At 53.5% G+C, this 24,991-nt stretch carries 20 protein-coding genes; all 20 read left to right on the top strand.

The window, feature by feature from the left end:
• Position 1 precedes the first annotated feature (1 nt).
• The 20 genes from WC683_00415 (at position 2) to WC683_00320 (ending at position 24,968) form a co-directional block, all read left to right on the top strand.
• A complete protein-coding gene (locus tag WC683_00415; GenBank protein MFA4971043.1) occupies positions 2–2,011 on the top strand; it encodes a hypothetical protein in 2,010 nt (669 codons plus the stop codon).
• The gene (locus WC683_00410) at positions 1,995–4,310 is read left to right on the top strand and encodes a hypothetical protein (GenBank protein MFA4971042.1); all 2,316 of its coding nucleotides are present in this window, start codon (positions 1,995–1,997) and stop codon (positions 4,308–4,310) included. Before WC683_00415 ends, WC683_00410 begins: the two co-directional genes overlap by 17 nt.
• A gap of 64 nt (positions 4,311–4,374) precedes the next feature.
• Positions 4,375–5,373 (top strand): DUF4407 domain-containing protein, encoded by a 999-nt coding sequence (locus WC683_00405; GenBank protein ID MFA4971041.1) that lies wholly within the window; start codon positions 4,375–4,377, stop codon positions 5,371–5,373.
• A 408-nt stretch (positions 5,374–5,781) separates the two neighbouring features.
• Positions 5,782–7,167: a sigma-54 dependent transcriptional regulator gene (locus WC683_00400; GenBank protein ID MFA4971040.1), complete on the top strand. Its 1,386-nt coding sequence runs from the start codon at positions 5,782–5,784 to the stop codon at positions 7,165–7,167.
• Positions 7,168–7,218: 51 nt separating this feature from the next.
• The gene (locus tag WC683_00395; GenBank protein ID MFA4971039.1) at positions 7,219–8,103 is read left to right on the top strand and encodes a GNAT family N-acetyltransferase; all 885 of its coding nucleotides are present in this window, start codon (positions 7,219–7,221) and stop codon (positions 8,101–8,103) included.
• On the top strand, positions 8,100–9,053 hold the full coding sequence (locus WC683_00390) for a hypothetical protein (GenBank protein MFA4971038.1): 954 nt from the start codon (positions 8,100–8,102) through the stop codon (positions 9,051–9,053). Before WC683_00395 ends, WC683_00390 begins: the two co-directional genes overlap by 4 nt.
• A gap of 15 nt (positions 9,054–9,068) precedes the next feature.
• Entirely contained in the window at positions 9,069–11,123 is a 2,055-nt protein-coding gene (locus WC683_00385) for a hybrid sensor histidine kinase/response regulator (GenBank protein ID MFA4971037.1), read from the top strand.
• 9 nt (positions 11,124–11,132) lie between these two features.
• Positions 11,133–11,903, top strand: a complete 771-nt coding sequence (locus WC683_00380) for a class I SAM-dependent methyltransferase (GenBank protein ID MFA4971036.1) — start codon at positions 11,133–11,135, stop codon at positions 11,901–11,903.
• Between the two features lie 228 nt (positions 11,904–12,131).
• Positions 12,132–12,821, top strand: a complete 690-nt coding sequence (locus WC683_00375; protein ID MFA4971035.1) for a transposase — start codon at positions 12,132–12,134, stop codon at positions 12,819–12,821.
• A gap of 223 nt (positions 12,822–13,044) precedes the next feature.
• Positions 13,045–13,596 carry an elongation factor P gene (gene efp, locus WC683_00370; protein ID MFA4971034.1) on the top strand — a complete coding sequence of 184 codons (552 nt, stop codon included), beginning with the start codon at positions 13,045–13,047 and terminating at the stop codon, positions 13,594–13,596.
• 10 nt (positions 13,597–13,606) lie between these two features.
• On the top strand, positions 13,607–14,377 hold the full coding sequence (locus WC683_00365; protein ID MFA4971033.1) for a hypothetical protein: 771 nt from the start codon (positions 13,607–13,609) through the stop codon (positions 14,375–14,377).
• 222 nt (positions 14,378–14,599) lie between these two features.
• Positions 14,600–15,802 carry a hypothetical protein gene (locus WC683_00360; GenBank protein MFA4971032.1) on the top strand — a complete coding sequence of 401 codons (1,203 nt, stop codon included), beginning with the start codon at positions 14,600–14,602 and terminating at the stop codon, positions 15,800–15,802.
• A gap of 54 nt (positions 15,803–15,856) precedes the next feature.
• The gene (lhgO, locus tag WC683_00355; protein MFA4971031.1) at positions 15,857–17,041 is read left to right on the top strand and encodes an L-2-hydroxyglutarate oxidase; all 1,185 of its coding nucleotides are present in this window, start codon (positions 15,857–15,859) and stop codon (positions 17,039–17,041) included.
• A 333-nt stretch (positions 17,042–17,374) separates the two neighbouring features.
• Positions 17,375–18,019, top strand: coding sequence for a winged helix-turn-helix transcriptional regulator (locus WC683_00350; GenBank protein MFA4971030.1), 645 nt, complete (start codon positions 17,375–17,377; stop codon positions 18,017–18,019).
• On the top strand, positions 18,006–19,070 hold the full coding sequence (locus WC683_00345) for an NAD-dependent epimerase (GenBank protein MFA4971029.1): 1,065 nt from the start codon (positions 18,006–18,008) through the stop codon (positions 19,068–19,070). Before WC683_00350 ends, WC683_00345 begins: the two co-directional genes overlap by 14 nt.
• Positions 19,067–20,353 carry a nucleotide sugar dehydrogenase gene (locus tag WC683_00340; protein ID MFA4971028.1) on the top strand — a complete coding sequence of 429 codons (1,287 nt, stop codon included), beginning with the start codon at positions 19,067–19,069 and terminating at the stop codon, positions 20,351–20,353. The genes WC683_00345 and WC683_00340 overlap by 4 nt, the downstream gene beginning before the upstream one ends.
• Positions 20,354–20,360: 7 nt before the next feature.
• Positions 20,361–21,680 (top strand): hypothetical protein, encoded by a 1,320-nt coding sequence (locus WC683_00335; GenBank protein MFA4971027.1) that lies wholly within the window; start codon positions 20,361–20,363, stop codon positions 21,678–21,680.
• A gap of 10 nt (positions 21,681–21,690) precedes the next feature.
• The gene (locus tag WC683_00330) at positions 21,691–22,992 is read left to right on the top strand and encodes a glycosyltransferase family 4 protein (protein MFA4971026.1); all 1,302 of its coding nucleotides are present in this window, start codon (positions 21,691–21,693) and stop codon (positions 22,990–22,992) included.
• On the top strand, positions 22,992–23,876 hold the full coding sequence (locus tag WC683_00325) for an SDR family oxidoreductase (protein MFA4971025.1): 885 nt from the start codon (positions 22,992–22,994) through the stop codon (positions 23,874–23,876). The genes WC683_00330 and WC683_00325 overlap by 1 nt, the downstream gene beginning before the upstream one ends.
• 24 nt (positions 23,877–23,900) lie before the next feature.
• Positions 23,901–24,968, top strand: coding sequence for a polysaccharide biosynthesis protein (locus WC683_00320; protein ID MFA4971024.1), 1,068 nt, complete (start codon positions 23,901–23,903; stop codon positions 24,966–24,968).
• Positions 24,969–24,991: the final 23 nt, after the last annotated feature.

Here is a 24,991-nt window from a genome sequence, read left to right as displayed (position 1 = left end):
GATGACTCAGTGTAAATCCATCCAATTTAAGATCGATGACGAGTCGTTGCTTCGCCCGCTCGTCGACGCTATGAAAAAGGCCGGCGTGGCCGAGGCCGACCTCGACTCCGGCTACTATCAGATCGATTATGCGAATCCCGGCGGCCGCGGCGCATTCGCGGGCGCCGGCGATTGTGTGGTCGAGGAGCGCGAGGTCCTTGAACGCGCGCTCCGCGACTGGCGTTCTCTGAGGGCTCCGCTCAAGACATGGCTGGGCCAGCGCCTGCCGTGGGACTACGATCCTGCGCCCGTCGAGGGCGACCCGGAGTTGAGGATCAAGTACCTCGCCGAGTTCGATTCGTTCGCCAGGGATGTGATCGCCGCGATCCGTGCGGACCTGGCGAAGCAGGGGCTCACTCCGGAAAGCGATGAATACCGGTCCGCCATGGCGGAGGGACTCTATTATTTCTTGGAGTTTCCGGAGGAAAAGGATTGGAAGAGATACGTCCCTGCACAAAGGAAAAAGATCCTCTCCAAGATGAAGCGGCTCGACAATCTTCGTCTCTCCGGGTTCAAGCGTTTGCTCACCGAAAGGGGAGGAATCGGCAACCTCTACAACTACAACGCGGACGCCAACACCCTGTCTCACTACTCGTACTCAGTCGGGGTGGTGCCTGATTTTCAATCGCCCAAACTCTATTACCTCTTCGAGATGGCGGGGCTCGAACCGTCGCTGGTCGAGATAATGAATGTGAGCAGCGAGAGGTTCGTCTGCGGTGTGCAGATGCCGATAACATTCGGGGTAGGCGTTGAGCTGAAATCCGGATGGCGAACCTTCGACCCCGCGTTCCACAACCCGGATGCGCAGAGGCTTCCATTCTATCCCCTGAGCCTCAGACAGTATGTCGTCTCCATGAGTTCCGGCAAGGACATGATCGACGCCTGGCTCACCAAAGGCGGGACGGACGGCGATCCCTCCGCCTTTCTCTCCGCCGACGGGGCTGCGCTGTCGCTTCAAATCATGGTGAACGCCGTCGGGACCCTCCGCGACAGACAGGAGTCCGCCAAGGTCGGTGATGTAAGCAAGTTCTTCCTCAATAATAAGAAGCTCATCCACCCGATCGTCGGCGCCGTCATGGCATTTATGGGACAGACTACGAATGGAGTCGTGGGCGACTACATGAAGGCGATTGCCGAGGCGGTAGAGGCGCAGGGGATCATTCCGCCCGAGTACATGGACATCATGGTCCTGGACCTCTACATGATGAGGGGGAAGGATGCTGTGGGGGAGAAGGAGGCGGCCGCGAGCGCAAGGTCCCTGCTTGAGGTCGACCCCCGCTGCCATATGGCGCATCGCTTTCTCGCGGAGGCCGCTTCAAGAGACCCCGCAGGCGCGCGCGATGCGGAGACCGAGCGCCATTTCGCGAAGGCGATGCAGGCGATCGAGCTCGATTCGATGAGGCGCGGCGAGTTGCTCACGAGCTGGGGATGGTACGAGCTCCGAATGGGGAGGGAGAAAAAGGCCCGCGAGAAACTCGACATAGCGTACGCCGAAAAGGACGGTGGGAATATACAGCAGGCGCTGGCCGGTTGGCTGCTCGCGCTTCTGGCTGCTCGCGCGGGCGACGACGTCGGAGCCGCCTTATATCTGGATACGGCGGTCGCGTTCATCGCTGATGAGATCTCGTCGTCGCAGAACTTCGAGGGTTCGCAGAAGTGGGCGGAGGTCGTAGGCGCGCAGATGAGGGAGTTTCCATTCCCCGAGCGTTCGCTTGCCTCCGAGAAGATATCGACGCCTGTCGGCACGATTCTCTTTGCAGTGGCCAGGGATCTCCTCGCAGACGGGAAGAGCGATGAGGCGATAAGGATCGGCAGGATGGCCGCGGACCTTGTGCCGGCCGATAGACGTGTGCCGTCGCTCATGTGGCTGCACGAGGCGCACCTGCAGGCAGGGGATGTCGAGGGTGCGAAGCGGGTGTGGGCGGAGTTGAGACCGTACGTCCAGGGGGGTGCGGATGGCCGCGGGGAGTGACGAGATGCATGTGAATGGGTTGGTCTGCGGCCGGAGCGACGTGGCGGAGCTGTATGCGCGCATGGCGGCCGACGGGGTCCGCGATGATGAGATCGACGGCGCGGTCGGAGCCCCTCCTGACGGCAGGGTGGATTGCGAAGAGGTGATGGAGGCTGCTCTCTCCTTCGGGGAACGCTACGGCGATTTCTTTCTGAAGCTCACGGGAAGGCCGGTGCCGTGGCTCCTCGACGATAGTGACCCGACGACATCATTCGACAAAGAAGTGAGACGGAACATAGACAGGGCGATAGCCGTCGCCAAGAAGGACCTCAAGGCGATGGGGCTTGCGCCCGGTGATGCCTACTACGAAACATACCTCGGGACCGCGCTCTACTGCTTCGCATTCATGCAGGAGAAGGATGAACTCCGCTTCACCATGCGGGAGAACCGGCCTGCCGCCGCGCGGTATCTGAGCGTTGTGGAGGCGATTGGTCTGGCCGGCCTGGCCGGCCACATGGCGAGGGAAGGCGGCCTCGGCCTCGGCCGCGAGGCCGCGGACACGAAGAGGGAGGCGACCGCCCTCGGCGCTTTGAAACTGCGCGCGGGGATATGCACGGAGAGGAGCAAGATCCTCTACGCGATATTCGATCGCGCAGGGCTCGACGCGGGTTTTGCCCACATGACCCTAAAAGAGCTTCAATCCGTGTGGATGCGCCTCTTCGGCAGCAGCAAGAAGCCCCCTGTGACTGCCGAGGACTATTTCGGGGGCCACGTCGTCGCGACGATCATGGCCGGAGGAAAGGCGCTCTACTTCGAGCCCAATATGTTCCTCTACAATGCAAGCTACGGCGATGTCGCGAAAAGGATAGGCCTTCGCGAGATGTTTCAGTGCGACCTGTCGAATCTCACCTCGGTCCTGTACGATGAGGGCGAGATCAAAGTTGCTGAACGTTTCGTGGACGGCGGGCTTCTCCTGGGCGATACTCAGTTGGGCCGGAATCTCCTCTACCACAGGGCTATCTATTACTCGAAGGACAAGAAGGACAGGGGAAGGACTGATTCTGCGCTCGACCTCTTCTCCTCCATCATGGCTGAGGATCCCTCCTTCGAGGCTGCGCGCATGAGGATATGCGAGATCAGGGGCGCGAGGGGGGAGACCATCGAGGCTGAAAAGTGCGTTGCAAGCCTCCCCGATGATGCCGCTCAGAAACATATCATGCTTGAGCAGCTGGCGATCGAAAGGAAGGACTGGATTGCCGCGCGGAAACACCTCGAGGTGGGCATGAAGCTCGGCATCAATCCCGCCATGGTCCTCCCCGCCATGGCCGACGTTGCCGAGAAGGGGGGGGACGCAAAGGGCGCGCTGGAACTCTTCGATCGGGCGTCGCAGCTTGCGCCCATGGACCCCAACATCCACCAGAGGATCTATGCGCTCAGCAGACAGGCGGGAGACCACGCAAAGGCGCTGGCGCATCTCAGACCTCTCCTTCTAGACGCTCCGATGGACACGCAGCGGCTTTTGAACTGTGCGAGGGAACTCGCTGCCCTGGGGAGGACAGGGGAGGCTGCCCAGTATTTCACCAGACATACCCTGCTCGACCTCGTGTCCGAATGGAAAGGGATAGGGGACTACGACAGGTTGGCCGAGACGGTGAGCGAACTAGGGATGTGGGATGCGGCCGATGCGGCGGCGCTGCTTTTTGTGGAAAATAAATCCCTCGTCGTCGGCGCGGAGCTTGTCCACCTGAACGTCCTGGCGCGCAGGGTCGGCGCGCAGGACGAGGCGAGGGAGGCGTTCTCCTCCTTTGCGGATCGCTTCGCCGCCGCGCCGCATAAGTCCATGTTACCTCCGGAGATCTACTGGCGCATCGCGGACGTCGCTGAGCGCATCGGCGCGTGGGAAAAGCTGCACGAACTGTGCGCGTCCTTCGGGGCATACTCGCCGTTCGAGGTCTTCGCCATGCATGCGGCGTGGAAAACCCAAGACAGGTGGCTCTTGGAGGAGGACATCGTACAGTTCAACGGTTCGATGATTGAGCTCGCGGGCTATGCTGCCGAAGACCGCTCTCCGGAAGGGCTTCGCGCGATATGCGACGCGATAGAAGCGCTTCCCCCCGATCTCGTGAAAGAGAACCTGTATGGAACGGGCCTCGGACGGCCTTTTGAGTTGCTCGGCGAGACGTTGGAGGCGGGCAACGACAAAAGGGGAGCGCTTGCCGCCTATCTCAAGGCAGAGCGGATGGGGCTTCGCGACGAAGGCGTTGATGCCGCCATAGAGCGACTGGAAAAATCTTTCGAGATGCCTAAGACGGCACAATAAAAACCCTTGTCCGAGAGTTCGAACGACTATATACAGCCCTTCTCCTTGAGAAGGCTTCTATATTATGAGCATAACGAAATTCTTCCTGATCTGTTCCGGCGCCGATTTAAAAATTCTCGATAGGTGTCCTGTCGAGAACAATAAATATGTGGGTATAGGCGCGACCGTATTTTATACGGGATTTTTCGCTTTTCTTGCCGGCTCCTACGCTCTCTACACGGTGTTTCACTCCATCGTCATAGCCGCACTGTTTGGGTTGGTATGGGGCACCATGATCTTCAACCTGGACCGTTTTATCGTCTCCAGCATGAAGAAAGAGGGGCGCTTCTGGATGGAGCTGCGCGTCGCCAGCCCGCGTCTGGTCCTTGCCCTCCTGCTCGCCGTGGTCATCTCAAAACCCCTGGAGCTCAAAATTTTCGAGCGGGAGATCAACGCCGAATTGATCTTGATGGAGCAATCCATTTTCAAGGAGCAGGAGGATCTGGTCAAGGCCAGGTATCTGCCGCAGATCGATGCGCTTCGCGGCGAGATCAACGGGCTCAAGGCCGAGATCGCTGCCAAGGAAAAGTTGCGCGACGAGCAGCTCATAGCCTCCCTGCAGGAGGCGGACGGGACCGGCGGCTCCATGAAGGCGAACCTCGGCCCCATATACAAGATCAAGAGGGTGTTCGCCGACATGGCGCAGAGGGAGCTGGATGACGTCATGATGATGAATCAGCCCATCATCGATGCGAAGATGGGAGAGGTCCGTCTGTTCAATGATGCGCTCATGTCCGACCTCACGAATCTCGGCCGGGACAAATACGACGGCCTCGCGGCCAGGCTCTACGCCTTGAACAACATCGCTGCGAAGAGCCGCACCATCGACGTCGCCACATGGTTCATCCTCTTCCTGTTCATAGCCATCGAGACGGCCCCCATGTTTGTAAAAATCGTATCAAGCAAGGGCCCCTACGATGACCTGCTCAAGGTGGAAGAGCACAGCTTCGAGGTCGTGAATCTTGAGCAGATCGCGAAACTCGATCACCAGCTGAAGGAAAACGTGAAGTTCATGAGCCAATAGCATCTCTGAATAATCACCATGAACCTGCTTTATAGTGTCGGGCTTAAACACTATAAAGCAGGTTCGGTATTATTAATGATAACAATGGGTTGTCTGTGGTTTTAAGTATAAAAATAATCAAGTGTGTTTGAAGGGTTTAGTAGGTAGACCTATTTTTGTAGTTGAAAAGAATATAAATATTGTACTAGTCCAGCGTTGTGAACGCCTTCCAGGACGGACGCCATGGGGGAGGGCGGACAATCTGTTCGGGATTTAAAACGCTGTTCGAGCTATCGAACAGATCTCGTGCAGAAACCTGCATACTGATCAGCTTCATAAATACAACTTACCGAAAAATCGATCGTTTTATCGAACGCCATCTTGGCATGCGCATTGCTATGTTCGTTTTATCTTCCAAAGAGGTGACGCATGGCTAACAAACACAGGCTGCTCTTCATCGATGATGACTCCGACTTTCTGATCAGCATGAAGATGATGCTTTGCAACGACTTCGCGATCCTCACGGCGCAATCGATCGCCGAGGGACTGACCGTGCTCGAGTCGCAGGATGTTGACCTGGTCCTGCTCGATGTGGGGCTGGGCGAGGAGAACGGGCTTGCGGGGATAAAGAAGATACACCGCGTGCATCCCTCTGTCGGCGTGGCCATGCTCTCCGGTTTGCGCGATACCAAGACCGTGGTGCGCGCCATTCGCGCCGGCGCGATCGACTACCTCACAAAACCGCTCGACGCATGCGAACTCTTTGAGTTGGTTGAGAAGGCGATCGTCGTGCGCGACCTTCAGGAGCGGCGTGAAGCGCTATGGCGCGCTCAGGGCTGCGTCTCGTCGCAGGATGTGGAGCTCGTCTATCGCAGCGGGAAGATGCGAAAGGTGATCGAAGAGGCCGATCGCGTGCGCGATTACACGGCGAACGTTTTGATCGTGGGCCGAACCGGCACCGGCAAGGAGGTGCTGGCGCGCTATATCAACAAGGGCAGCAACGGCGGGAAGAGGCCGTTCGTCGCCGTCAATTGCGCCGCGATCCCCGAGCACCTGCTCGAATCCGAGCTCTTTGGACATGAGGCCGGCGCGTTCACCGGTGCAAACCGCCGCCGCATCGGCAAGTTCGAGGTCGCGGACGGCGGCGACATCTTTCTCGACGAGATCAGCACGATGAAACTCGATCTGCAGGTGAAGCTCCTGCGCGTGCTGCAGGAGAAGGAGTTCTGCAGGCTCGGCAGCAACACGCCGATCAAGGCGGACTTTCGCGTGATCTCCGCAAGCAACCAGTCGCTGACTGAACTTTTGGAAAAGGGCGCTTTCCGATCGGATCTTTATCACAGGCTGCGCGTGATGGAGATCTCGATACCCCCGCTGCGCGAGAGGATCGAGGACATTCCCTTGCTCGCCGACCACTTCCTGAAAAAGTTCGCGAATGGCGGGGTGAAGAAAACTATCTCGGAGATCGCCATGGCAAGACTCATGGAGCACGCCTGGCCCGGCAACGTGCGCGAGCTGGCGAACGTGATCCAGACGCTCACTATCTACACGCAGGGCGAGGTGATCGACGAGTCCGCGTTCCCACCGTGGCTGCTCTCGTCGTCCGCGACTCCTCAGACGGCGCATGCCGTCGCGACTGCGCCCGTTTCGCTGGCCGGAACATCCTACAAACAGTATATGCAGGAGGCGGAGCGCCGATACATACAGTTCACGCTGGAGCGCAACCAGGGCGACAAGTCGAAGACCGCCCGCGCCCTCGACATGGGCCGCACCACCCTCTACGCCAAACTCAAGGAGCTGGGGGTGATGGAGTAAGAAGAATATTAGTCACAACTGATGGCGCATTCTTTTCAGAGGAGGCTAAATATGGTGAATAATCTCAACTCCGCTATCCAGATTAGGGCACTTCACAATTCTGACTTTGCAATGCTCCATAATTGTTGGTGTTCTGCATTCTCAGATTATCAGGTTTCTGTAGAGTCGACACTACAACAGATGGATGTGCGACTGGCGCAAGATAGTTATGAGCCGTCGTTGTCTGTAGGGGCATTTAATGGTGATGAGATGGTTGGTTTTTGGTTGTCCGGCGAACGCAAAATAGGCGGTGAAAAAGTCGCATATGATGCTGGTACGGCAATTAAGTCGAAGTGGCGCAGACAGGGGATTTCACGCAGACTTTTCGAAAGTCTTGATAACGAGTTAAGGCGTAATAATGTTTCCCGTTACATAGTGGAGGTATTAACTGATAATGATGATGCTTTAAAGATGTATACAAAACAAGGATTCCAAATAATGAGAACGATGGATGCTTACCGAATAGAGCGACCAAGTTACACAATAGTTAAGGATAGTCGCTTTAAGCTGGATGTCGTAGGGTTGAATGAGGTTAGGAGACGTACAGCTCACTTGTTGGACTATAAGCCGAGCTGGCAGAATTCATGGGAAGCTCTTAGTGCAGTGGAAAGATCGACCATGTCTGTAATAGTGCGTAACAATTATGAGTATGTGGCATATGGTATATTTCAGCCTATCTTGGAAAGATATGCACAAATTGGAGTATTGCAGATGAAACAAGGTGACATGTTGGAAGCTGTCAAAATGATCCTAGCACATTTTATGAATCATATAAAAACAAATGGTAAATACGAGATCATTAATATCCCTCAATCTTGTTCAAAACTTCCTACACTATTAGAATTTCATGGTTTTCATCATTTAGTCTCTCTGTATGAGATGGAGAGAAGCTTGTGAAGCTGACTAGAGTAACATCAGTGCTCGTAGCTATTATGTGCACATGGAGTTGTACTGCTGTAAAAGATAAGGACTATATTATATTGTTTGATAGGGAGTTTAAGCAGATTAAAGGGCACATTGGAAAGGTAATTGCCGACAATGAAAGAAGTGCAATGGTTGCTGCAGAGATCTTATCGCGCCCTCCCGACAGGTGCAAGTACCCCAGGAGTATTTACAGCTTTAATGAACTCAAGGTATTAGCGGATCACTCACACGTAGCCAAAACCAACATATATCTGCCAGCTAATGTCAGGGTCACAAGTAAAACTTGGGATGTAATATGCGCTACGGAGCATCTTGAGGAGACATGGATGGCAGTGGAATCTAGGTATCCTAAAATGGGATGGCAATATATTACGGAAGCAGAAACGAAAGTGACAAGAACGTATCCATGGTTAGATGAAGTTGCATATATGGGCCCCTACGTTGACTATACAACGGTGCCACAATGGACATTGGTTATGCCATCGAATAATCCCGGCAGAGAAAGTAAGTGTACAAATGTGTATTTTGATCATGATGGCTTAGGATATGTTGTAACCTGTGTAGCACCTATATACCAAGAGGACAGATTTATTGGTAATATGAGTATTGATATGCCAATAGGGACATTCTTCACAAATATAGTGTCTGAATATGACGGTAATTCCAAAGCGTGTTCTCTCATTGTTGATTCAAGCGGCGCCTTAATCACTCAGGTACATGGAAGTGGAACAATGTTGTGCGCAGCGACCTTTGCTGGTGACAAATTGGCAAAAGGAGATCCGTTGATGAAATGTGTTCAAGCGGATTGTAAATGTGATGGGAAAACTTTCAACGATATCGATACGATGGGCAAGAGGAAGCGGATCATATGCAATCAGATTGAACCAATGAAAGCGCATTTTGTATTAATGTATGAGCCGTAACATTGAATCTAATATATGACGTTTAGAAAAAAGTTCTTTAGAATACTTTTAGCATCATCGGCAGCGGTTGCGTTGTTGTGGTGCTCAGCGGAAGTGTATCTGCTTCGTGTGAAGCTTAATGATAGATTGAATGATACCTTAACTGCACGTGCAAGAATTATAGAGAGGGTATTATATGCGATGGAAGACGGATGGCTGAAGGATATGAGGGTTTTGGCTGCAAGCATCCTCACCAATGAAAGAGATGTAAGGAAGGCTGTGGATGCGTACACTAAAAAAGACATTCGAATCGATAACGATATCATCAGAGATTTCTATTATGGAAGGGCTGATGAATATACTCGAATATATGTATATGATAACAACGGCAAGTTGAATTATGCTTTTGATAATGGGATGGAATCTGTTGTAAGTGAGATCCCAGAACAATTTAGAAGAGATGATCGACCTGTAGGTCATTTGGAAACATGCAGTGTCTTAGGCAATGACCAGTTTGAGATAATGTACAGGTGTATTTTTTCTCAGTCCAACTTAATTGTTGATGGATTGAAGAGCACCATTATTTATGGGGTCTTTAAACCTACTATTAACAAAAACTTAATGAGAATACTTTTCGCTGCTGATGCGAATGAAGAGGCCGCCTATTCGTATGGAATTGTTAATGATCAATATGGGGGCATTATTGATAATGGAGAGGCCAAATCAACTGCAAAAATGGTGAGTATTGGCTCGTCGGTTATGGGGGGTAGTGATATCAGGGTTTTCTCAGATCATAATATCTACATGGATATTGGATTAAGTGTATATTATCAATTGATAGTTATTGTTATCTTGTCGATGGCTCTATCGTATATAATATCTTATCTTTTTGCCAGATATGTATCTAGACCAATTGAGTCGATGGCAGAATCGATAAGAAAAGCGGGCGACGAAGATCGTATTATACATGCAATTGATGTTGAGGATGAGATTCAACAACTGTCTTCTGCTGTTGATGTAATGCGTAGCGAGATAGTGCTGCAACGTAAAAAGAAGCACTTAGCAGCAATGGGAGAAATAGTACTTCATCTATCGCATGATATGCGTACGCCGTTATCTGTCATAAGTGCTTACATAAGTACAATTTCAAAGGGACGGTCAAATACCGATGAATACTTAGGTGCTGTTCAAAGGAGTGTTAATAAGTTACAAACTATGGCTGATGAATTGGTGGATTACGCAAAAGCTACTAGGGTCAATCTTGTAAAAGGGCGTCTGGATGAAATCATTAGGAGCTCGGCAGCTCTTGTGATGCGTGAGAATGCAGTCAATGAAAAGGTACGTTTTGTCATAGATGTAGATGAGAATCTATGTGTCAAAGTCGACCTTCAAAAGATTGAGCGTACGATAATTAATTTGGTTAATAACGCGGTAGATGCTGTGTTGTCTATTCAGGGAATAGTTACTCTCTCGGCGAGGGTGGAGAGGGATGTTGATATTATTATTATCGTTACTGATAATGGAAAAGGTATTGCGGAAGAGCAGCTGCCATTAATATTTGAAAAATTATTCACATTTGGCAAAAAACACGGCACAGGTCTTGGACTCGCCTATTGCAAGCAAGTTGTCGAGGCGCATGGCGGCACCATAGAAGTGCAAAGCGAGGTGGGGAAAGGAACGACATTCACAATCCGCATTCCGAATTGTGTCGTATCTGCCGCAGAGGCAAGGACCTATAGGAATGATCCTGAGATAAAATGCGAGGGCAAGAAGTTCGTCATCATCGACGACGATGCCGATATCCGTCTGCGCTGGCGCAAGATAGTGGAAGAGAGCGGCGGCAAGGTAGTGGGCGAGGCGGATTCATATGAGAAGGTCGAGCGCGGCGATGGGTTGGATATCGCCGCCGCGGATGTCGCCATCGTGGACTATAACTACGAGGGCTCGCAGAAGACCGGTATCGACGTAATCTCATATCTCAAGAAGAAGGGCCTCGCCGAGATCCACCTCTGCACCGGTTTTGCCGAAGACCAGGCCATCCGCGCCGCCGCCCTCGCCGCCGGGGCAGACTCGGTAATCAAGAAGGGCTAGTAGCCGAATATGAAAAACGAGAAGGTGTTCTCAAATGGTGGTTTTTATCAGGTCGTCTTGACCAGCAATGCACTTCTGCATACTGAGGCAGCAAAGATCGGGACCAATATAGTCAGTAAGTGGCTGAGAACGCAGCATAACTCAGAGCCCGTTCGTATACTTGATCTGGCATGTGGTGGAACGCCTTATACAGTGCTTCAAATAATCAATGGAAATGATGATTATAAATTCGAGTACTGCGGTATCGATATCAATCCCGATCAGGTTGCAAAAGCCAGTCAAACACTTGAATGCCTTAAAAATGTTATTCGCTTTGAGGTTCTAGAGGGTGATATCTGGAACATTTCGGCACTGAATCTTGATAGGAAGTTTGATCTTATATTTGTAGGCATGAATCTTCACCATGGCTCAAGCTCCCAGATAAAAGATCTCTTTATTCGAATGATTCCACATTTTGCTGCCAGTGGCCTTTTTCTTAATCATGATTTGTACAAACCTGAGATATGCAGTACGGTTTTGACGAATAAACTATCGGACTCCGATTGGAGAAAAATATTCATTGACGAACAAAAGGCGTACCTACGGCAATATAACGTCGACGAAAAAGGACTGGCTGAAAACGCTGTTCATATAATGAAATACGACCATCCTTTGTCACTGACGGAAGCCGTTGCCTTGATTGCAAATGCAGGATTTACAGTAAAGACCCATCAGATGACGGCATTCAATCATCTTCTTGGCAAGTATTTTGCTGTCATAGAGGCTAAATTGAATTCTTAGCTAGATTCCTGCATTTCGTACAATAAATGCCATTTCTTACTGGTTCATGCCCTTCAATACCAAGTGGCTTTCTACTGTAACTGGACTCATCAGTAGGAAGCCACTTCCTACTGCATTATTTCTGGTCACTTCTGCAGCGAAACGCAGCACCCCCTAAAAATCTGATATTGAAAAATATAGTAAATTTCTTGGCCCCATATTTGCTTATATTCAGGTTGGAGGCCGATTATGCGAATTCGAGAGCATGGAATCCACTATCACGTCATTGCCAGATGCAATGGTGGCAGCAGATTGATTATCGGTGATGAAGAGTGTTGTAGCCTGTTGAAATACATAGTTTATTATATCGGCGTTCATAAGTGTTGTTTGTTTCAATATGTGATCATGCCGTCTCATCTGCACATGATGCTTATGACCGAAGGGCATGGCACAGTGGATCAGCTGATGCATGATATTTGCCTATGCTATTCTCACGACTACAACCGCAGGCATGGGCGTACTGGTCACTTCTGGCGCCACCATTATCGCAACAAGATAATTGATAACGACTGCTATGCACTCGCATGCATGCGATATCTCGACAGAAATCCGGTTGCAGCAGGGCTTGTCAAGACACCTGACGAATGGAGATGGAGCGGGTATCATTATTATGCAAACGGAATACCTTGCGATTTTCTGACGCCTCATCCTTCATATGGATTGCTAGGCAATGACGATTTTGGGAGGCGATTGATATATAAATCCATGGTCGGAGATGAAATCATAGCTCCAAAGGACGAACGTATACTATTTGAGAGCTATGCAAGAACATCGTCGAAGCGCTATCGTAATATAGTTCAAAGAGTCACCAAGGATATTTACTCTCATTTGCATGCTGAATCGAGGATCTACAATAGGAAGCCACTTCCTATTGTTTGATTTCATGTCAGTAGGAAGCCACTTCCTACTGCTGAAATTATCTTCAATATCAAGTGGCTTCCTATTGTCCGCGGTATTACTGGAGGACTTTCCTTTGTCCTCCCTTTAACTGGAGAGTGAGTTGATGAGACAATAGCAGCATGAATTCGGTCATAAAAAAGTGTTGAGAACATCGGCCAAATGGACTAATCGCTTGTCCCCCTCATGATGAAGGATGGTGATTATGATTTCTGCCACGCAGATCCGCGTTGGAAATATCCTGAAGATTGACGGAGGCCTTTTCCGGGTCCTCAAGGTCGTGCACCTCACGCCGGGCAAGGGAAACGCCCAGATCCAGACGGATGTCCGGAATATCAGGACCGGGATCAAGACGAACATGAGATTCCGTTCCGTGGAATCGGTCGAACAGGTCGATGCGGAATCGAGGGAAATCACCTTTCTCTACAACGACGGCTCCATCTATCATTTCATGGATCCCAAGAATTACGAACAGTTCGAGCTCTCCGAATCGTTTCTCGAGGATGTGCTCCGGTATCTCAAACCCGAGGCGACCGTGATCCTGCTCTCCTGCGAAGGCAAACACATCAGCGTGAGCCTTCCTCAGCGCATGAGCTTTTCCGTCGTCGCGTGCGACCCGGCTTCCAAGGGGATCACCGGCGCCACGAAGGACGCCACGGTCGAGAATGGGGCGGTCTTCAAGGTGCCCCTTTTCATCAAGCCGGGAGACGTCATCGTCGTCGATACGGAGACGGGCGACTACTTCGAAAAGGGATGATCCGATTTATATGACTGCTCTGGTATCGCAGACATCTGTTCCTTTTTTCAGTGCCACGCTCGGCTCCGAGCTCATGGCTGCGCTCGACGTCGTGGGCGTCTCCACGCTGGGCGAACTGCCGGCTGCCCGCGCCGGCGCAGCTCAGTTTGCCGACCACTACGGCTTTAGCATGCCGTGGGCCAATAACGCGTTCAGCTCGCTGAAGGGTTTCAGGGAGCGCGAGGTCCCTTTTTTCGCGGCGCGCATGAAGTCTATTTTCGACGATAAAGTCACGCAGATTTCTTCGAACGTGCAGGTCCTGCGCTTGTACCGCAGCGAGGAGCTGATCCACGCCGACGTCCCGGCCGCGGTCGCAGCCGGCCTGCTCGAGAGGAGGGTTGCGGAGATGCTCTTCTCGCGCGTGGAGAAGAATGCGGCGCGCCGGCTCGAGTTTTCCTCTTCGCAATTCGCCGTCAATCCCTGGCGCTCGCGTCGCTGGGTCGCAGGCAAGATAGCTGCGGACACTCTTGTTTTCGGTGCGGCCTTTGTATTCACCGGTGAACTTGCGCTCGCCGCTTTGATGGCGGGTGCAACGGCGGTCAAACTCGAGGGCTCATCTTTTGCATTGGGTCGTTTCCTCGCGCGCCGCTCGGCCCGCAAAATCGCCGCGCGCGTAGCTGAACTGGAAGAGGCCAAGGGTCGCGCGGAAGAGCAGAGGGCAGCGCTCGGATCGGACGCGGCGGAGTTCGCCGGCGTCATTGAGCTGAGAGACGAGGATCTGTATGACCCGGTGTTTGCTTGAGCCGATGGGATTTCTCTGTATATGCTCAAATGCATAAATATGCGCATGTGCTGTTTTCGGGCAATTTCTAACCTTGCGAAATCCTTTCGATAAGCGTCTTGCTCGCTGATATCTATAAAATCTGTTGTAAATGGCGGTGCTGTTGTAGTAATCCCCGCAAAGCTATGAATAGCGCGCATTAGAGCGTGTCCGTACGGTCTTCTGATAAAGGAAACAATGTCAGTGGCGATAGATATCCTCAAGCCGGTCCTTCCGATGGCCGCCCCGATTTCCTTGGGCTGCAGGATGCAACTCGCCATGGGCATCGCGGCTGCGAAGGAGCCGACGGAGATCCTCGAAGCGATCTCCACCGGTCAGAGGTTCGCGCTGCACCATGATTTCTATCTGCCCGAACCCAATCGCAACGATCCGGACTGGGTCGATCAGTATCGCAGTGTCTCGGTGCCTTTCCTCATACATGCTACTCGCCCTCGGTTCAGCGAGGAGCTGAGAGAGATATCGAGGGGCGACATCGTCGGCGGCTTCGAACGCGAGGAGCTCAAAGCCTCGACTATCGTCGAGGCCACCTCTTTCGGCCTTCTCAGCTACAACGCGGCAGTCGCGTTTCTGGCGGCTCTTGAAAAGCGCTTGGTCGAAGAGAAGAGCGCCTTGCCGGCTGTTCAACGCTCTATCAACACGTATTTCACAGGCGCTTCCGTAATGAAGAGGGCGGCCTTGGATTTCGGCTTTCTGTTTTCCTCTTTTGTCTATCTGAAGGATTGGAATTACTCGCTGGCGGCCGCCTCTGTCTTTGTCGCAGTGGTTGAGGCCTCGGCATTTGCCCTGGGCGCCAGAACGAAGAGGCTTCGTAGCGAGGCCAATCGCCGGCGCGCCTTGAAGTCCGATAAGCTGAAAAATATGGTCGAGCAGATACGGATGGGCCGCACGAGGCTCGAGTCGATAAAGGAGGAGATTCCCTTTCGCGCCGAGTCGCCCGGTCTTGTGAATGGCGAGATGCGCCTCGCCAAAATCTGGGAGCAGGCCGGAGATCGTCGCGGACAGGCGGTCGTGGTGAGCGGCGTAGATTCTCTATCTCCGCTGGCAAGACAGAAGCTCAGGTACATCGTCGTCGAGTTGCCGGATGGCGCAGGCAGGGAGATACGCGTCGCCACCTTGGAGATCCTGCATCCGCACCTGTTCATACCCGGCGAGAAACTCGTCGGCGCCGGCATGCTCCTCTATCGGGGCGATGGCGCGGACCGCCTGATCAACATCGACGGACAGAGCGAGACCTATCCCACCAGAGAGACCTCCGTCATGAGCACAATACCGTCCATGCTCGCTAAAAACAGGGGGACCGATGCTGTGGTGCGGACCTTCAAGGAAGTCATGGGCGACTCGGCCGGCGTTGTCCGGGTCAAAGACATCGAAGAGCTCGATTCATAAACATCTCTCTTTCGTGACATCTTCTCCAAATCCTGTTATCTCCATGTCTCCGATATGCGCTCCTACGATTACATCATAGTCGGCGCCGGCATCGTCGGCATGTCCGTCGCGCGCGAGTTGAAACACCGTTTCCCCGGCGCTGCGATATGCGTGCTGGAGAAGGAGCCGGCCCCGGGCAGGCACGCCAGCGGCCGCAACAGCGGCATCATCCACGCCGGTTTCTACTACAGTGCCGATTCCCTCAAGGCCAAGCTCTGCGCAGAGGGGAATCGCGAGCTCACCTCATACTGCTTGAACAAGGGCCTGCCGATCGAACGCTGCGGCAAGGTCGTCCTTGCCGCGGACGAGACGGAGATCGCGGGCATAGGCGAGCTCGCGCGACGCGGCCGCGTGAACGGGGTCGATGTGAAAGAGGTCGATGAGAAGGATCTCGCCGAACTCGAGCCGGCTGCCTCGACCTGCGTCAAGGCGCTCTGGTCTCCCACGACCTCGGTCGTGGACCCTGAGGCGGTCTGCGCCGCGCTTGCCCGGGATCTCAAGACCGCGGATGTGGACCTCCTCTGCAATGCCAAGTTCTTGAAGAGGGCGGGCGAGCGCGAGCTCCTCTCCTCCGTCGGTCGTTTCGGATACCGCATGCTGATAAACGCCGCCGGCCTGTATGCGGACAAGGTCGCGCACCAGTACGGGGTCGGCACGGAGTACACGCTGCTTCCGTTCAAGGGCTATTACTACAAATATAATGATACGCAGCTCTTCAGGCGCCACGTCTATCCGGTTCCAAACCTCGCGAACCCGTTCCTGGGCGTGGCATTCACTCGCTGCGTGGGCGGCACGGCCAAGGTGGGGCCCACCGCTACGCCGGTCTTCTGGCGCGAATGCTACGACGCGCTGCACGGCTTTAAGCTGGGCGAGGCGGCGGATATCTCCCTCTGGGAGGCCTTGCTCTTCGCAGGCAACGATTTTCACTTCCGCGACCTGGCGTTCAGGGAGATGAAAAAGTACTACAAGCCCGGCTTCATAAAGATGGCCCGAAGGCTCCTGCCCAAGGCAAGGCCTGAGATGTTCGGCGAATCGCTCAGGCCCGGCATCCGCGCCCAGCTGCTCAACAAGAAGGAGCGCCGCCTTGAGATGGATTTTGTCATCCGCCGCGGCGAGAACTCGGTCCATATCTTAAACGCCGTCTCACCGGCTTTTACCTGTGCCTTTGCCTTCGCCCGCCTGGTCGTCGACCAGATCTGACCAATACGAAGCCTTTTCCTATTGGTTATGCTGTGCGGCGTATAACCGGATTGCAATTCTTTCGTTCTGTATAATGATAGATAAATCAGTTAGTTAGAGATGTCCTCTTTGTAGGAAAAACTGCCCAAATCCCAAGATTTTTTATTGACCTTTCGCGTCATAAAACCTAAAACGCTCATCCAATGAACGTTCAGACCTTGAACGTTCTTCGCAGAAAGACATAACAGTGGGCTGTGAAACAACGACCGCTGTACCAGCCAGAAGTTATCCACATGGTGCCCTCCGGGGGAGGCACGCGCCCCGGCGGTAGCCTGTAAAACCTGTCACAAGTCCATGTCTTCAAGTCCCCAGGAACTCACAACCAGCGAACTCGCGGTCCTCGAATCCCTCCAAGACACCACTGAGGCGATCTCCCAGCGCGAGCTCGCGCGCCGCACCGGCTTCTCCGTGGGGCTCATCAACGCGGTCCTGCGCAAGCTCATAAGCACAGGCTACATCAAGACCTCGCATCTCGATCGCCGCAGCGTAGAGTACCTGCTTACTCCGCAAGGTTTCGCTCACGCGGCCATGAAGTCCTACCGCTATGTCATCGACACCGTGCGTCGCTACAGAGCGATCAAGAACAGGCTCCACGAGATCGTCGAGGGACTGAGGAAGGAAGGGTATACGGAGTACTTCCTTCACGGCGACGGCGAACTCGCGGAGGTGATCGCGCTCTTCTTCGACGAGGAGGATGCGGGCATGCTCCACCGCGGCATCATTCCAAAGGATCTGATCAAGAGCGCGAAGCTCGCGGTTTTAAACACCGAGCCCAAACCCTTCAAGGCAAACGGCCACAGGGTCGTGGAGCTCATTCACGAGTTTTCAAACGGCCATAATCACCGCGAAAAGCCCAAGGCGCAGAAGAAGGCGAACGAAAAACCGAAGAGCTCATCCGGCGACGTGAGCGCATTGAAGGAATTCTATGCAAAAAGATAAAACGAAAATTCTGGTCACAGGAGCCGCCGGCTTCATCGGCTTCCATCTGGCGAAGAGATTCGCAGAACGCGGCGACGACGTCCTCGGCATCGACAACATGAGCGACTACTACGATGTCACGCTCAAGGAGTCGCGCCTGGGCGAGCTGAGCAGGCTCAAGAACTTCCGCTTTATAAGGATGGATATCGCCGACCGCGCGGCAGTGGAGCAGCTTTTTGCCGAGAACCCGTTCGATCGCGTGATCCACATGGCCGCACAGGCAGGTGTTCGCTATTCTCTCACGAATCCGCATGTCTACGCGCAGTCCAATATCGTAGGATTTCTCAATATCCTCGAGGCCTGCCGTCGCCAATGGCCGAGCCCCGGTTCCCGTCACCTGGTCTTCGCTTCCTCTTCCTCAGTATACGGTCTCAATACAAAACTCCCGTTCTCCACATCCGACAACGTCGACCATCCGATCTCGCTCTACGCCGCCACGAAGAAGGCCGATGAGCTGATGGCCCATGCTTACAGCCACCTCTACGGCATCCCGTGCACGGGGCTCCGCTTTTTCACGGTCTACGGTCCGTTCGGCCGACCGGATATGGCGCTCTTCAAGTTCACCAAGGCGATTCTCGAAGGCCACCCGATCGATGTGTATAACGAAGGCAAGATGCGCCGTGACTTCACCTACATCGACGATATCGTGGAAGGCGTTCTCCGCGTCTCCAACCGTATTCCCTCTCCCCTTGTGGGAGAGGGACGGGGTGAGGGGGGGCTTTCCCGGGACCTTGATCCCGGATCAAGTCCCTCCGCTTCCTACAAGATTTACAATATCGGCAACCATTCTCCGGTCGAGCTCCTCGAATTCATCCGTGTTCTCGAGGATTGTCTGGGCAAAAAGGCGAAGCTCAACATGCTCCCCATGCAGCCCGGCGACGTTCCGGCGACATATGCGGATGTGGACGATTTGATGCGCGACGTAGACTTCGCTCCCAGGACCCCGATCAAAGAGGGCATCAAAAGGTTCGTGGAGTGGTATCGAGGCTACTATGGGGAGGTGCGGGAATGATTAAACGTAAAATCGCAGTGGTCGGTCTCGGTTACGTCGGTCTCCCCGTTGCAGTAGCCTTCGGCAAGCGCGATGCGGTTGTCGGTTTTGACGTCAATGAGCGCCGCATTGCGGAGCTCCAGTCAGGTCGCGATTCAACAGGAGAGGTTCTTCCGGAAGATCTGCGCGCAGCTAAGATCGACTTAACTGTGGATCCGAAGGCGCTCAAGAGCTGCGATTTCATAATCGTCGCTGTCCCCACGCCTATCGATGATGCCAAGCGCCCGGATCTCACGCCTGTAATCAAAGCCAGCGAGACCGTTGGCCGCAACCTCGCAAAGGGAGCGATCGTCGTCTATGAATCCACGGTGTATCCGGGCGTCACCGAAGACATCTGCGTTCCGATCCTGGAGAAGGAATCAGGCCTAAAGGGAGGCGTCGATTTCAAAGTCGGCTATTCGCCCGAGCGCATCAATCCGGGCGACAAGGAACACACATTCACGAAGATCAAGAAGGTCGTGTCGGGCCAGGACGCCGAATCGCTGGAGATTATCGCTCAGGTTTACGGGAGCGTCGTCACCGCCGGCGTCCACCGGGCGGGCTCGATAAAGGTCGCCGAGGCGGCAAAGGTGATCGAGAACACCCAGCGCGACCTGAACCTTGCGCTCATGAACGAGCTCTCGGTCCTCTTCAGCAAAATGGGCATCGATACGCGCGAGGTCCTCGATGCCGCCGGCACCAAGTGGAACTTTCTGCCCTTCGAGCCTGGGCTCGTCGGCGGACACTGCATCGGCGTCGATCCCTATTATCTCACGTTCCGCGCCGAGCAGATTGGCTACCATCCGCAGGTGATACTCGCCGGCCGACGGATCAACGACTCCATGGGCAAGCATGTTGCCGAGCAGACGGTGAAGCACATGATAGCCGGCGGCAAGACGATCAAGGGTTCGAAGGTCCTCGTCATGGGACTCACATTCAAAGAGGATATACCGGACATCCGCAACACGCGGGTCGTCGACATCATCAGCGAACTCCGCGATTTTGGCTGCGAGGTCCACGTTTACGACCCCCATGCGGATCACCGTGAGGTGCACGAGGAATACGGCATCAAGATGCTTGCCAACCCTGCCGATAGCGCGCCGTATGACGGGGTGGTGGTGGCGGTGAAGCACCGGCAGTTCCGGGAGCTGGGGATAGAAGGCATTAAAAAACTGGCCGGCAGGTCGGCTGTGATAGCGGATGTGAAGGGGCTTTATGATAGAACTCAGGCCGATGAATGCGGTTTGAACTATTGGCGATTGTGACAAGACTATGACAGCGATTCTGTCAGCGCTGGCGATTCTGTGGTGCGTTTTAGCTTGTCTTTCATGGGACATGCGAGGGGTTTTGCCCATCACGGTCAGACCCGATGATGTGGTGCTGGTGGTGATGGCAGGACTGATTCTGTTCAGAAATATCTTCAGCGGACGGATCGTCTTGTCCTCAAAGGTGTTCCTCATTGTTGCAGTCTTTGTAGCTTTCCTCATGTGTGCAAGCTTTATGGCGTACCTGCTCAATACTTTCTTCGACTCAGGGCATGTCACGACAGGAACATTCGGCCTCTCGGCCTCGACGGAATTGTTGAAGGAATACGTGAGGCTGATCAAATATGTTCTGGTCGTCTACGTCTTCAGCAATCTGGACACCAACCTCTGGAGGGCGGTCATTGTTACCGTCACAGCGTGTTGCGGAATCATTATTGTGATCCAGCTGCTCCAATACTTTCAGGTGGAGGGGGTCAATGAAGCCCTCGAGCTTGTGTATGGAGACGGAGAACAGGCATATGAAAAGTTTCTGTCGTTGACATCGGAAGGTTCCATGGAAATGGGGCACTTCAGGTCGGGGTCTATCTTTGGGAACCCCAATGTTCTAGGAGCCTTTCTTGTTGCCCCTGTTCTGATCGTGATGATGAGGACGATCGAAATACTGATGGTCAGCGGATGTTCCGTTGCGAGAAGGGCTTGGGCCATCATCGTCACGATTTTCCTGTTTTTAGGGGTCTTCATGACGCAGTCCAGGGCGGCGCTTATTGCGTCCCTGGCGGCCGCCCTTGTGGGGCTGTCGGCAGCGCGTAAGCAATTACATCTGAAGATCAAACATGTTGTCCTAGGTGTCGCTGCGATCATAGTCCTGATGTCGATGCTGGTCCTCATTTTTTCCGGCGGACTGACTCGCTACACTTCAAAATTCGACGGGGAGCGCTCTGGCGAGGGCTCTATGAGTGTCAAATCCCGGCTGACGTTCGAGGCCTTGTCTGACCTCGAAGTTTGGCAGTTCGCTGTGGGTGAGGGGCCTGCGCAATCGGCAATGGTCGATAATGAAGTTGGATATATGTTGTTGTGGTATGGCTTCACGGGCCTCGTTGCCTTCTACATGTTTTATTTTGTGCTCTATAAGGTCGTTGTGCGTCGCATCGATGACCCCGTCATTCAAGCGGCTTTTACGGGGGTGCTTGCAGCCTATCTGTTTCTGGCTGTCAGCAATTCTGTTTTTTTGAATATCAAGGTGTTTCCCATCTTTTTAGCGCTGCTGGCGGTTGCGGCGAGTTCAACGGTGCGATTTTCAGCACCGCCTCAACCGAGTTGCGCGTGAGTGATGTCTGGTGAAAATTCTGATCGTCTCACAGTATTTCTGGCCCGAGACGTTCTGCATCAGTGAGCTGGCAGCCTCATTGAAAGAGCGGGGTCATGAGGTCGAGGTGCTGACGGGAGTGCCGAACTATCCTAGCGGTAGACGGTTTGAAGGGTATGGACGTTTTGGTCAAAAAGAACAGATCTATCGTAATATCAAGATCCATCGGGTGCCGCTGATCACACGTGGCAGGGGGCGGACAATCCGCCTGGTCCTCAACTACCTTTCGTTTGTGGTGTCTGCCTGTCTTCTTGGTCCCTGGCTATGCCGTGACCGCTACGACGTCATATTTGTCTATGAACCGTCGCCGGTCACCGTCTGCCTGCCGGCACTTCTGCTCAAATGGTTGCGGAAGATCCCCGTCATATTCTGGGTGCAGGACCTGTGGCCGGAAAGTATTTCTGCAACCGGCGCCATCAACTCCGCCTTCATCCTGAACCTTGTGAGCCGTCTAGTGCGGTTCATCTACAGTCGCTGTGATCGCATCCTCGTGCAGTCCGAGGCCTTCCGGGCGCCGATAGAGCGTCTCGGTGCTGATCCGCGCAAGATTGAATACTACCCGAACAATGCTGAGGCCCTCTATGTGCCGACGGTGCTGGATGCAGAAGCCCCTGAACGAATGGAATTTCCGAAAGGATTTTGCGTGATGTTTGCGGGCAATATCGGCGCAGCTCAGGATTTTGAGACGATTCTCGCCGCGGCCGAACTGCTCAAGGGCCATAGGGGCATCCACTGGGTTATTGTCGGCGACGGTCGTCAATTCGCATGGGTCAAAGCAGAAGTCCAAAGAAGGGTGCTTGAAGAGACCGTACACTTGCTTGGGCGTCGGCAGCCCAGTGTGATGCCGCGATATTTTGCATTGGCTGATGTCATGCTGGTAACTCTGCGAAAGGATCCTATCTTTGCATTGACGATTCCGGCGAAGATCCAGGCCTATCTGGCCTGTGGGAAGCCTGTGCTTGCCGGGATCGATGGCGAGGGTGCTCGCATTGTCAATGCAGCTCAAGCTGGCCTGACCTGTCCAGCTGAACAGCCGGAGGTTCTTGCAAACTGCGTTCTTGAGTTCTATAGGATGGATCCCGCTGAGCGGCAAGCGATGGGCATCAACGGCAGGGCATATTGCGAGCGACATTTCAACCCACATCTGCTTATAGAACGGCTTGAAGAGATCATGGGCCACGTCGAGCCTTCCAAGGGAGCGGCTCAGTTGCACGATCGATGTGCATCCATTGATACATCGAGACGGATAGCAGATGTAGGGGAAACGGAGTGATGATGCGGAAGCGCGTACTCATAATGGGATGCACAGGGGCCCTCGGTCATACATTGATGAAGCAGCTTTTTGTGCGCGGCGATCTCGATGTCTATGGGACTGCGCGTGCATCTGAGGGACTAAAGAAATGGTTTGCTCCGCAGATTGTTGGAAAAATTCGAAGTAGCGTTGATGCATACAGGATGGACACTGTAATAAGTGCTGTTAAGGAAATTCGGCCGGATGTTGTCATCAACTGCATAGGCATCATCAAACAGATATTGACGGCGAATGATTCGATTCCAGCGCTGACGATAAATGCCCTCCTTCCGCACCATATAGCAAAGATCTGCAATAATGTGGGTGCAAGGATGATTCATCTAAGCACGGATTGCGTTTTCAGCGGCAAGGGAGGGAATTACAACGAGAGTGCGTCCTCGGATGCGGATGACCTCTATGGCCGGACCAAGTATCTTGGCGAAGTAGACTATTCAAACTGCATCACTCTGAGAAAATCTGTTATTGGCCATGAACTCAAGGGGCGATATGGTCTTCTTGAATGGTTTCTCGCGCAGGAAGGTCGTATAAAGGGCTTTGCGAATGTAATCTACAGTGGCATTACAGCGCCCGAGCTTGTGCGGGTCATCGGTGATTATGTTCTTAAGGATGATACACTTCAGGGCGTTTATCATGTTTCGGCATCGCCCATATCAAAATATGATTTGCTGAAACTGATAGCGAAACGATACGAAAAGCATATAGAGATCGAGCGATATGAGGATTTAAAGCTGGACAGATCTCTTGATTCGAGCCGGTTCAGAAAAGCCACGGGCTATAAGCCGCCTTCATGGCCGGAGATGATCGATCAAATGTTTGAGGGATACAGGGCGTCATCCCTCTCTTAGGTCGTTAACGATAAGGAGGATTGCATGATTTTTCAGGATAAGGTTGTGCTGGTTACAGGAGGCACGGGATCATTCGGGAAGACGTTTGTTCGACGGGTGCTCTCAGGGGAGATGGGGACGCCGAAAAAGCTGATCGTTCTGTCGCGCGACGAGGCGAAACAGCACGATATGCGCATGTCCTACCTGCATACCAGTGTGGCGACGGACGAGGTCATTTACAGCAACTTCAAGAACAAGCTGGAATTCCGCATCGGCGACGTCCGCAACTATACCGATGTGTGCACCGCGGTGAGGGATGCGGATATCGTGGTCAATGCCGCGGCCCTGAAGCAGGTTCCGACCTGCGAATATTTTCCGGTGCAGGCGGTGATGACCAATTGCGCCGGTGCTGCGAACATCGTCAGGGCGATTGAGGAAAATAATTTCCCGGTGGAAACGGTCGTGGCCGTCAGCACGGACAAGGCCTGCAAGCCGGTGACCGCGATGGGCATGACCAAGTCCATTCAGGAGCGGATCATCGTCTCAGCGAATGTCCTGAATCCGAAAACGCGTTTTATCGGCGTCCGCTACGGGAACGTCATGGCCTCCCGCGGTTCAGTGGTGCCACTCTTCCATTACCAGATCAAGAACGGCGGTCCGGTCACGGTGACCGTTCCGGAGATGACGCGGTTCCTGCTGAGCCTCAATCAGGCTGTCGATACGGTGTATGCAGCGTTGAAAGGTGCGAAGGCGGGCGAGATCTACGTCCCCAATGCGCCGTCCGCAACGGTGATCGATATCGCGAAGGCGCTGATCGGCGATCGCAAGATCCAGATCAAGGTCACCGGGATCCGTCCCAACGAGAAGATGCACGAGATCATGGTCTCGGATGAAGAGGTCCATCACTGCGTCAAGCGGGGCGATTACTTCGCCATCAAGCCGATGCTGCCGGAGCTGCGGCCTGATAACGACTACGAACCCAATGTCTTCACCAAGGAGTTCAGCTCGGCGGATAACGTGCTCAATGCCGAGGGGACGGTGGCCCTGCTGAAGAAACACCGCCTTCTGATTGAAGATAAGTTTGTCGGTGAGGCCGAAGAGCTTCTTCGCTAATCCCCTCCTTAATGAGCAGGGGC

The organism is bacterium (assembly GCA_041648665.1).
Lineage (GTDB): Bacteria > UBA10199 > UBA10199 > 2-02-FULL-44-16 > JAAZCA01 > JAFGMW01.
This window is presented reverse-complemented; position numbering and strand designations above follow the sequence as displayed.